The organism is Pseudopedobacter sp., assembly GCF_040392825.1.
Classification (GTDB): domain Bacteria; phylum Bacteroidota; class Bacteroidia; order Sphingobacteriales; family Sphingobacteriaceae; genus Pseudopedobacter.
In genome coordinates, this window is sequence record NZ_JBEBVH010000125.1 from 1 (window position 1) to 11,022 (window position 11,022).

Annotated in this window: 10 protein-coding genes; all 10 read left to right on the forward strand. The window is 36.2% G+C overall.

From position 1 onward, the window contains the following. Positions 1 to 1,725: calcineurin-like phosphoesterase C-terminal domain-containing protein (locus ABWO41_RS10175; protein WP_353137324.1), on the forward strand; the 1,725-nt coding region annotated here is incomplete at its 5' end. Between the two features lie 76 nt (positions 1,726 to 1,801). Then, a complete protein-coding gene (locus ABWO41_RS10180; protein WP_353137326.1) occupies positions 1,802 to 3,214 on the forward strand; it encodes a calcineurin-like phosphoesterase C-terminal domain-containing protein in 1,413 nt (470 codons plus the stop codon). A gap of 234 nt (positions 3,215 to 3,448) precedes the next feature. After that, positions 3,449 to 4,891, forward strand: a complete 1,443-nt coding sequence (locus ABWO41_RS10185) for a Gfo/Idh/MocA family protein (protein WP_353137328.1) — start codon at positions 3,449 to 3,451, stop codon at positions 4,889 to 4,891. Positions 4,892 to 4,900: 9 nt separating this feature from the next. Beyond that, complete coding sequence (locus ABWO41_RS10190) at positions 4,901 to 5,476, forward strand: gluconate 2-dehydrogenase subunit 3 family protein (RefSeq protein WP_353137330.1); 576 nt, start codon at positions 4,901 to 4,903, stop codon at positions 5,474 to 5,476. Between the two features lie 13 nt (positions 5,477 to 5,489). Next, entirely contained in the window at positions 5,490 to 5,816 is a 327-nt protein-coding gene (locus ABWO41_RS10195; protein WP_353137332.1) for a c-type cytochrome, read from the forward strand. Between the two features lie 6 nt (positions 5,817 to 5,822). Then, complete coding sequence (locus ABWO41_RS10200; protein WP_353137334.1) at positions 5,823 to 6,698, forward strand: sugar phosphate isomerase/epimerase family protein; 876 nt, start codon at positions 5,823 to 5,825, stop codon at positions 6,696 to 6,698. Between the two features lie 59 nt (positions 6,699 to 6,757). Further along, positions 6,758 to 7,792: a tetratricopeptide repeat protein gene (locus tag ABWO41_RS10205; RefSeq protein ID WP_353137336.1), complete on the forward strand. Its 1,035-nt coding sequence runs from the start codon at positions 6,758 to 6,760 to the stop codon at positions 7,790 to 7,792. A gap of 435 nt (positions 7,793 to 8,227) precedes the next feature. Then, positions 8,228 to 8,899 carry a GNAT family N-acetyltransferase gene (locus tag ABWO41_RS10210; protein WP_353137338.1) on the forward strand — a complete coding sequence of 224 codons (672 nt, stop codon included), beginning with the start codon at positions 8,228 to 8,230 and terminating at the stop codon, positions 8,897 to 8,899. Between the two features lie 7 nt (positions 8,900 to 8,906). After that, positions 8,907 to 10,103, forward strand: a complete 1,197-nt coding sequence (locus ABWO41_RS10215) for an argininosuccinate synthase (RefSeq protein ID WP_353137340.1) — start codon at positions 8,907 to 8,909, stop codon at positions 10,101 to 10,103. A gap of 94 nt (positions 10,104 to 10,197) precedes the next feature. After that, positions 10,198 to 11,022, forward strand: an 825-nt coding sequence (locus ABWO41_RS10220) for an Asd/ArgC dimerization domain-containing protein (RefSeq protein ID WP_353137342.1), incomplete at its 3' end; no start/stop codon positions are given.

Below are 11,022 nucleotides of genomic sequence, written 5' to 3' on the forward strand. Positions count from 1 at the left end.
AATGGTAATAATGTTATTCTTAACGTCAAATCCATATCGGAAACAGGCTGTACTATTGTTATACCTGAGGCTTTTGCATGGGGCAGCTATCGTGTTTCTGTTACAAGATCGGATAAAAACATGGTGCTTGGTGATACCCAGGTAGAAATATATATACCCGACAAGACAGGTATGACTGTTAAAGGAATGGTATACGCTGCGGGATTGGGCCTAGCTGGTGTTGTAGTGTCAGATGGGACAGAGGTTACTCAAACAGACCAGAATGGTATTTACTACCTGCCTTCAAAGAAAACAAAAGATTTTGTCTTTGTCTCGGTTCCCGGAGGATATGAGGTAAGTACTTCTGTTGGAATATTACCCGTATTCTATAAACACTTTGAATCTGGGAGTAATGTTGTTGAGACAATCAGTTTTGAACTAAAACCCGTAGACAACGAAAAACATGTAGTGCTTGCTTTGGGCGATATGCACCTGGCAAACAGAAATAATGATGTATCGCAGTTTCAAAATGGCTTTCTTCGCGATGCCGCACAAAGTATAGCAAAATACCGTAATGAGGGATACCAGGTTTATGGCCTTACTTTAGGTGACATGACATGGGATGGTTACTGGTATTCCAATAAATACAGTTTTACTCAATACCTCAGTCTAGTCAAAGATATGGGGATCTCGGTTTTTCACACCATGGGGAACCATGATAACGATCCATATATTAATAGTGACTGGCAGGCCGAAGAAGCTTTTAGAAAGAGCTTAGGACCTACTTATTATTCGTTCAACCTCGGTAAGGTGCATTATATCGTATTAGATAATATACAGTATATCAATACAGGTGGAACACAAGGAACTGTTGGTAGCAGAAACTACAATGCTGTCGTAGTAGCGGAGCAAATGGCCTGGTTAAAGAAAGATCTGGAAATGATAGCAGATAAATCAACTCCCATAGTCGTTGCTATGCATATCCAATTGAATAACAGCCCCAAGCTGTCAAACGGAAATGAAACAAGCTCTTTTAGATTAAGTAACGCTTCTGAATTAGTAGGAGCACTAAATGGTTTTACAGATGTTAATCTGATTACCGGACATACGCATGTTTGTTATGCTTATGAAAATAATAGCAATATAATGGAACATAATTCCGGAGCTATTTGCGCAACATGGTGGTGGACAGGAAGGAACGGATATGCAGGTAATCATATTTGTAAAGATGGCGCACCGGGAGGTTATGGAATTTGGAAATTCAATGGAAAGAACTACCAATGGCATTATAAATCTATCGGGTATAAAGAAGAATATCAGTTTAGAGCTTATGATTTAAACAAAGTTCATATCACTGCAGCCAAATTTGCGCCTAACTCAACCGATGCAGCTTTGAAACCTTATGCAGGGGAATATGCTAATGCAAATACTAACAACGAGATACTGGTAAATATTTGGGGATATGATAAACGATGGAGTGTAGAATTATTTGAGAATAATGTGCCGTTAATAGTAACCAGAGTAGAAGTTTTAGATCCTCTGCACATTGTCTCTTATGAAGCGCTTCGGCTAAATGCAGCTGCTGAGCCAACCGAAGATTTTGTTACGGGAAAAACAGCACACATGTTTAAAGCTAAAGCTTCTAATGCCAGTACTCCAGTCTTAATAAAAGTAACAGACAGATTTGGGAATGTTTATACTGAAACTATGAACAGACCGAAAGATTTTGTACTGTCTATGAGTTAAAATCGTAAGATATATTCTATATAAGAACTAACCAATCTTGTAAAAGAAAGGAAATTTGAAAAAGTAATTTATTGATATGCAGAGAAGAAGTTTCATACAATCCTTTGGTATTCTGGCTGGCGGTATGGCCGTTAGTCTTAAATCAAAAGCGTTTACCAACTTAAAACACAATAATAAAATTTCAGGCACTGTAACAAGTAATGGAAAACCATTAAAGAACGTCGTAATTTCTGATGGTTTCTCTGTAGTTGCAACAAATACAAAAGGAAGATATAGTATTCAACTGACAGATAAATCAGAATTTATTATTTTAAGTACTCCATCAGGATATGATTTTACAGTTGACAATGGAAATCTTGCAAAACAATACGAGAATCTTGGATCAAGAAATGAATATCATTTTAAACTAAAGAAGCTTAAAAAAAACGATACAAAACATCATTTTATTGTTTGGGCAGATCCTCAGGTAAGAACAAAAGCAGATGTAAAGCAAATGCTTGAAACATCTGTACCGGATGTGCAGAATCTTGTAAAGGGCATGGGAGAAGATATTCTTGTTCATGGAATAACCGTAGGTGATATCGTTTGGGATAACCATAAGTTGATACCAGACTACATAGAAGCGGTGAAAAGAATGGGAATACCTTTTTTTCAGGCATTAGGTAATCATGATATGGATTACAGGCAAGGAGGTGATGATACTTCAGACCGTAGTTTTAAATTAAATTATGGTCCAACTTATTATTCTTTTAATAGAGGAAAAGCACATTATGTCGTGTTAGATGATGTACGTTATCTGGGTACCGAAAGAGACTATGATGGTTACATTGTAGAACAACAGTTAAATTGGCTAAGAAAAGATTTAGAATATGTACCTAAAGATTATTTAATTGTTATTGGTCTTCATATTCCGGTACATAACTCCGTAAAAAACAGAGACGAATTGTACAGCATTTTAGAAGGAAGAAAAGTCCATGTTATGTCTGGACATACTCACTATAATAACAATTACGAAAAATATGGTGTGTATGAACACGTACATGGAACAGTATGTGGAGCTTGGTGGTCCGGGCCATTATGTGGAGATGGAACTCCAAGAGGCTATGGCGTTTATGAAGTAAATGGGAACGATCTGACCTGGTATTATAAATCTACTGGATTTGATGCTCATCATCAATACAGCTATGATATTCAGGAATTAACAGCTCAAAAAAGATTGATTGTAAATGTATGGAATTGGGATAAAGAGTGGAAAGTTGAATGGTGGGGGAATGATAAATTTATGGGAGAGATGGAGCAGACAAAAGGCTTTGATCCATTAACAGTGAGATTATATAAGGGAGATAAATTACCGGAAATAAGATCATGGGTAGAGCCTAAGCGTACAGATCACCTGTTTATGGCGCATTTAGATCCAGAGGTCACTAATCTTAAAATAAAAATAACCGATAGATTTGGTAAAGTATATCAGGGAATACATAAAATTTAAATAAAAGCAAGATATAGTTCTGTAAATAAATGGCCAAAACAAAGTGCAAAGTATTAGAATTATAATTTGTTTTACCAGAATTAATAAACAAGCGAACTTTTATGTTTATCGAAAGCAAATAAGGGAGAAACTTTCCTTTAAAAATAGAGAACGTAGACTTTTTAATTCTCTTTTTTTTATTTAACAGAATTATTTTAACATAAATTGCTATTTTCAAGTTCAATTTATAAATCAATGGAACATTTTGAAAATAACTCATCACGTAGGAAATTTCTAAAATCGGGGCTTGTTGCTGCAGCTACATTTACCATAGTTCCCAGGCATGTTCTGGGCGGTAAAAATTTTTTAGCACCAAGCGATAAGTTGTATGTCGCGGGAGTTGGTATTGGAGGAAAAGGTTATTCTAATCTGAGAAATATCTACAATTCTGGAAATGCAGTACTTTCCCATTTATGTGATGTGGATGATAGAAGAGCCGCAAAGACAAGAGAAGAACACCCTAAAGCTAAATATTATCACGATTGGCGAGAGCTTTTTGAAAAAGAGCGTAAAAAATTCGATGCGGTTTGTGTATCAACTCCTGATCATAATCATGCAGTAATTGCTCTTGGAGCAATGCAGTTAAAAAAGCATGTATTTGTCGAAAAGCCATTAACACATGATATTTATGAGGCCAGAGTGCTGAAACAGGCTGCTCAAAAATATAAGGTAATAACTCAAATGGGTAATCAGGGTTCATCTAATGATGGACTTAGAAAAATGCAGGAATGGTATGAAGCCGGACTGCTGGGAGATATCCATACTGTTTATTGCTGGACAGATAGGCCTGTTTGGCCACAAGGTATTCCATGGTCGAAATCTCCCGCACAAGTTCCTAAAGAGCTTAACTGGGATTTATGGCTGGGGACAGCAAAAAATAGAGACTATGTAGAAAAGTTGGTACCTTTTAATTGGAGAGGATGGTGGGATTTTGGAACAGGAGCATTGGGAGATATGGGATGCCATTTATTGGATGCTCCTTGCTCGGTACTTAATTTACAAAGTCCCACTCATGTAGAAGCAAGTGTAGGAACTGTTTATGTAGACGAGTTTAAACGTGGTTATTTTCCCGAAAGTTGCCCTCCCTCCAGCCACGTAATCTTAACTTTCAAAGAAACTCCAACAAACAAAACAAAACTTAAATTGCATTGGATGGATGGCGGAATAAAACCAGAAAGACCGGAAGAATTAGATGCAGGAGACAATTTTGGAGGCGGAAACGGAACTTTATTTATTGGAACAAAAGGTAAAATGATGTGCGGGACATACAATCAGAATCCAAGATTATTACCTGTTTCTAGAAATCTGGAAGTTAACGTCCCCGAAACTAAAAAGAGAGTTGAAGGTAGTACAAACGGCCATTATAAACAATGGGTAGATGCCTGTATTGCTGGTTATGGAAAGCAAGAAGTAAGCTCTCCGTTTGAAACAGCAGCCTCACTTACAGAGTCTTTATTAATTGCTAATCTTGCTATAAGAGCGCATGACGTTCAGGTAGTTAAAGATGGTAAGGCAACTTATCCCGGAAGAAATATCAAATTAATCTGGGATGATGCGAATATGAGAGTAACTAATTTCGACGAAGTTAACCAATTTATAAAGAGGGATTACAGAGACGGCTTTAAATTATCAATATAAAAAATGAAAATGAACAGGCGAGATGCCATTGCGGCAGTAGCAGCCATATTAGGTACAACTGTAATAAGCGAAGAGCTGTTTGCGGCGTCTAAATTAAGCGGGGGTATTGCTATTAAAGTGAATGATATTTTTTCAGCAAAAGACATTCTGCTTTTAGATGAGATAGCAGATACCATTATCCCCCAAACTGATACACCCGGAGCAAAAGCAGCCAAAGTTGGTGAATTTATGGCTTTAATGATAACGGATTGTTATACGGCCAGAGATAGGAATGTTTTTATAAAAGGCATTAAACAAATAGACGAAGAGGCGACAACCATGTTTAATACTACCTTTATCTCATGTACTGCTCCGCAACGGAAAGAGTTGTTGATAAAATTAGATACAGATCAAAAGCAACACCAAAAGGTACGGAAGTCCGGCCAGCCTGTGCATTATTTCAGGTTAATGAAAGAACTCACTCTAATGGGATATTTTACTTCAGAAATTGGAGCGACGCAACAATTAAGGTATGAAGAAGTGCCGGGAAGATATGATGCATGCGTTTCATATAAAAAAGGAGATCCTGTATATTTAAATCCATAAAAACTAAATTAAAATGAAACATAAACTTATTGCGCTATTATTATGCGCAGGAATTTCTTCTATTGTAAATGCACAGGATAAAGACGAACCTGCTGGAAAACAATTAATTTTAAAGTCTGATTGTAAAGCTTGTCATACCGAGAAGAACAAATTAGTAGGACCATCTTATAAAGACATTGCGGCAAAATATCCGTCTAATTCAAAAAATATCACCCTATTGGCAGGTAAAATTATCAAAGGAGGGTCAGGAGTTTGGGGACAAATCCCAATGGCACCGCATCCTCAAATGAATAAGAAAGAAGCCGAAGAAATGGTGAAGTATATTTTAACCGTTAAGTAGTTTTTTATGCGAATGAAAATAAATGCGCTTAAGAAAACTGCTTTAATATCTCTAATTATGCTGGTTCTGTTGAGTGCAGTATCTATTGCTAACGCTTCGCAACGAGCGTATGGTTTGCAATTATATTCGTTAAGAGGCGAGTTTGAAAAACGAAGTGTAGAAGACGTAATTTCAAAGGTCGCTAAAGCTGGATATTCTTTTGTGGAACCTTATGGGTATTCAAAACAAACAGGTTTTTGGGGATTAAGTCCTAAGAATTTCAAACAATTATTAGACAAATATAAACTGAAAACTTATGGAGGACATTATGAGTTTGGCTTTCTGGAAAAAGGAATAGATTATGATGTCATAGAAGACTATATTACGGTAGCAAAAACGCTTGGTCAAAAGTATATTATCTTTCCTTATATAAACCGTAGTGTTTTTAAATCAGAAGCGAAAGTTAAAGAACTGGCGGAAAGACTAAAGGTAGTTTCCGAGATTTTTAAAAAATCGGGTATAAAACTGGCTTATCATAACCATGATTTTGAATTTAAAGATTTAGGCGGAAAAACAGGATATGATATTCTGTTGAAAGAATTAAAACCTACTGAAATGGAGTTCGAAATTGATTTATATTGGGCGATAAGAGCAAAACAGAATATTGAACAATTCTTTAAAGACCATTGTGGTAGATTTACTATGTGGCATATTAAAGATATCCGTAAATCGGATGAGACTAAGAATACAGAAATCGGAAATGGAACAATTGACTATAAGAAAATATTAAAGCAGGCTAAATTAGCCGGCTTGAAATACGCCATAGTTGAACAGGAAAATTTCGAAATAGATCCTTTTGAGAGTATTAGCAGGAGTATAAAGTATTTGAAAGGATTGGAATAAATAAGAAAGCTGCTGAAAGGCAGCTTTTCTTTTATCTATCTTTCCTGTAAATTTGATATATGCCATTTAAGAAAGCCATATACTTCTTTATCATATTCTTGTTTTCGGGAAAGATGTGTTTTTCTATAGAGATAGATCTCAGAAATACGGCTGGAGGTAAGTTATTTTTAGATTCTCTTTTTAATAAAGAAGATGGTATTTCGCTTTTGGCGGATGAAATCGAAGTTTTAAATTTAGAGATCTCTTCCCCCCAGGTAAAGCCCTTGACCTTAAATATATACCTAAGCTATTTCGGATCGCTAAACAATAAATATAATTTCCACTCAATTTCAGAACGACTCACATTTTATTCGTTGCCAGTCTTTTTAGAAAACAAAGCTACTTTGTTACAATATTTGGCTATTGAAGATTTTCTAAATTTAAGAATTAGCTTTGCCAGACAGAAGCTAGAAGCTGCTTTGTTTATATATCAATTGAAGCGGAAAGATTTCGAGGCAGCAACTATTGCAACAATCCTTTCAAAACTGGCTTTTGTGCAGCAGCAAAAAGAAACAGCATTTCAGAATAACTCGCTTGCAATTAAAGCTTATGAACATATTAAGCAGGAACCGAAACTGATTAACAGCTTGTTTTGGCAAACAAATTTATTTTATGAAAATAATCAATTCAAAGAAGCAGAAGACATGTTGCTGAAGAGGGTTTTGATGAAAAGTTTTCGTTTGGCAGACCGATGGTCGGAAATGCAGGCTTATTATCAATTAGGTAAAAACTATTTGGCCATGAGAAAAAGAACGGAAGCATTATGGTTTTTTTTACAAGCCAGAGAACTTGCAAAAAAGATGAAATCTAAAGAAGATGAATTGAAATGCCTTTTGATGATATCAAAATTAAAAGTTAAAGAAGGAAATTTTTCTTTAGCGCTTTCAGATTTAAAAGAGGCAGAAAAAATAATTATTAGTAATCCCAATTTTCTTATTTACGATATAGATCTCTCCGGGCAACTGTCTGATTTGTATCGTATTATGGGTGTTTCGGATCAAAGGCAGGTCTATAGTTTACGGTTTTCCCAGCTTAAGAAAGACTATTTAAATTAGAAATACTTATGGTATTTTACCTCATTAGTAATGCTGTCGCTGAAATGATATTTTTTATGGGTAGACAAAATCTAAAAAGCATCTGAATGTTATTTTTTTTAATAATTTAATAAGCCTATTGTATTTAATGAAAATAATACGCTCTTTTGCATCTCAAAATCGGCCTTAAGTGTCTGATGGATAAATGAAAATGAAACAACTGCTTTTAAATATTTCTAAGGGTTATACTGTTGAGAAAACGGTAAGCTTTCAGGTGTTGCTTTCTGAAATTTATACATCTATACGCATATTGCGACGAAGACCTCTTTTTGTTACCAGGTCTTAATAGACTGGTAATATCTCAATTGTGCTTTTTCTGTTTGTTGTAAACAGTTTTTAAATCAACTTTTTATTTACTGATTAAAATCCCTTCGATGGATTTATCGATTTTTAAAAATGCACATTAACGATTTTAATATTCTTGTTGCCGGAGTTCAACATGTAGGTTTTGCGCAAACTATTGTTGACGAAATGGAGGCCTCTGCGAAAGTAAGAGGAACTGGAATCGCCAAGCGTTCACCGGAATATGTATCCAATAAAATGCTGGAAGGTAAGGCGGTAATTGCTTTGCACAAAGATGGCACATGGGCAGGCTTTTGTTATATTGAAACCTGGAGCCACGGAGAATTTGTTGCCAACTCGGGTTTAATTGTAAATCCAATCTACAGAAAAGCTGGATTAGCTAAGGCGATTAAATTTAAGATATTCGAGCTTTCGAGAACGAAATATCCTGATGCCAAGATTTTTGGACTGACTACAGGTTTGGCGGTAATGAAGATTAATTCTGAATTAGGCTATGAGCCGGTGACTTATTCGCAGCTTACACAAGACGAAAACTTTTGGAAAGGCTGCCAAAGTTGTGTAAATTACGACATTTTAATGTCCAAGGGCAGACAAAACTGTATGTGTACTGCTATGCTCTACGATCCTGAAGACAAGAGAATTCAGGAGGAAGAACGCTTAAAAAAAATCACCAAAAAAGCCACTTTATTAGAGCGTATAGAAGCTAAGCTTCGTAACTCTTTAAAAATGGTAACTGTTAATTTGTTTAGAACCCAAAACGCATAATATAAAGATGAAGAAAAAAGTAGTTTTAGCTTTTAGTGGAGGTTTAGATACCTCATTTTGCTGTATCTATTTGTCTAAAGATTTAGATTTAGAAGTACACTCTGTAATTGTAAATACTGGTGGATTTTCTGATCAGGAATTAAAAGATATAGAAGAAAGGGCTTATAGCTTGGGTGTTGCTTCTCATCATGCAGTTGATGCGGTAAAAGGGTATTATGACGACTATTTAAAATATCTGGTTTTTGGTAATGTATTAAAGAATAATACTTATCCACTATCTGTAAGTGCAGAGCGTGTAACACAAGCCACTGCAATTGCTAATTATGCTAAGGAAATCAATGCAGATTTTGTTGCGCATGGTTCTACAGGAGCTGGCAATGATCAGGTACGTTTCGATATGATATTCAACATCCTGATTCCGAAAGTGGGAATCATTACACCAATACGCGATTTAAAATTAAGCCGCGAAGCTGAGATTGAATATTTGCATAAACATGGTGTGAATATCAATGCTGAAAAAGCTAAATATTCGATTAACAAAGGTATTTGGGGAACTTCTGTTGGAGGGAAAGAAACGCTATCTTCCAGAGGTGTTTTGCCAGAAGAGGCGTGGCCTACTCAGATAACCAAAACCGGTCAGGAAGAGGTAGAGTTGGAATTTGTAAAAGGCGAATTGGTTGCAGTTAACGGAACAAAATATAACCATCCGACAGAAGCCATCTCAGCCTTGCAAGATATTGTTGCTCCTTACGGAATTGGGAGAGATATTCATGTTGGAGATACCATAATTGGTATTAAAGGTCGTGTAGGTTTTGAAGCAGCTGCTCCAGTGGTGATTATTAAAGCACACCATGCTCTGGAAAAACATACATTAACCAAATGGCAGCTTTCCTGGAAAGACCAATTGGCAATGTTTTATGGAAACTGGATGCATGAAGGGCAGTTTCACGATCCGGTGATGAGAGATATCGAAGCTTTCTTCATAAACTCGCAGAAAACCGTTTCCGGAAAAGTTTATGTTCAGTTATATCCATACCGATTTGTGGTTGAAGGAATAGAGTCTGATCATGATTTAATGAGCAGCAAATACGGAACTTACGGAGAAATGAACGAAGGTTATACTGGTGACGATGTGAAAGGTTTCTCTAAAATATTTGGTAATCAGGTGTCTATATGGCATAAAGTAAATGAAGCAAAAGGCTAAAAGCTTAAAGCACCGGATGCAGAATTAGGTTTATATAGAGGTTTAGTTTAGAACAGTAAGTTCTAACGAACGACTATCAACAAACAATTAAAAAATGGAAAAAATTAAAGCTGGAATTATTGGAGGTGCCGGTTATACCGGGGGTGAACTTTTAAGAATATTGGTGAATCATACAAAAGTAGAGATAGCTTTTGTACACAGTAACAGTAATGCCGGAAATTTAATTTCAGATGTTCATACTGATTTATTTGGCGATACAGATTTAAGATTCACCGATGCGCTTTCGCAGGATATAGATGTCCTGTTCCTTTGCGTAGGTCACGGTGATGCGAGAAAGTTTTTGGAAGCCAATAAGTTCAATGATAATATCAAAATTATTGATTTGTCACAAGACTTCCGTTTAAAAGCCAAAAGCTTAAGGCCCAAAGCAGAAAGCAATGGACAGGAAAATCAGCCTTCAGCTTTAGGCGTTGAGCCTTCGGCCTTCATCTACGGTTTGCCTGAACTGAACAAAAAAGCAATCAAGAAAGCTCATAACATCGCCAATCCGGGCTGTTTTGCTACATGTATACAACTGGCATTATTGCCCTTAGCAAAAGCTGGAAAATTGAACAATGAAGTGCATATAGCTGCTACAACGGGATCTACCGGTGCGGGACAAAAGCCAACAGCAACGAGTCATTTCAGCTGGAGAAATAATAACCTTTCAGTTTATAAAGCTTTTGAACATCAGCATTTGAATGAGATAGGCGAAAGCTTAAATCAGTTGCAACCAAACTTCGATAAAGCAATCAACTTTATCCCTTATAGAGGCGACTTTGCTCGTGGAATCATGGCGTCAATTTATCTGGAAACAGATCTGACATTGGAGCAAGCAGACAAATTATATGAAGATTTTTATGCCGATGCGCCATTTACG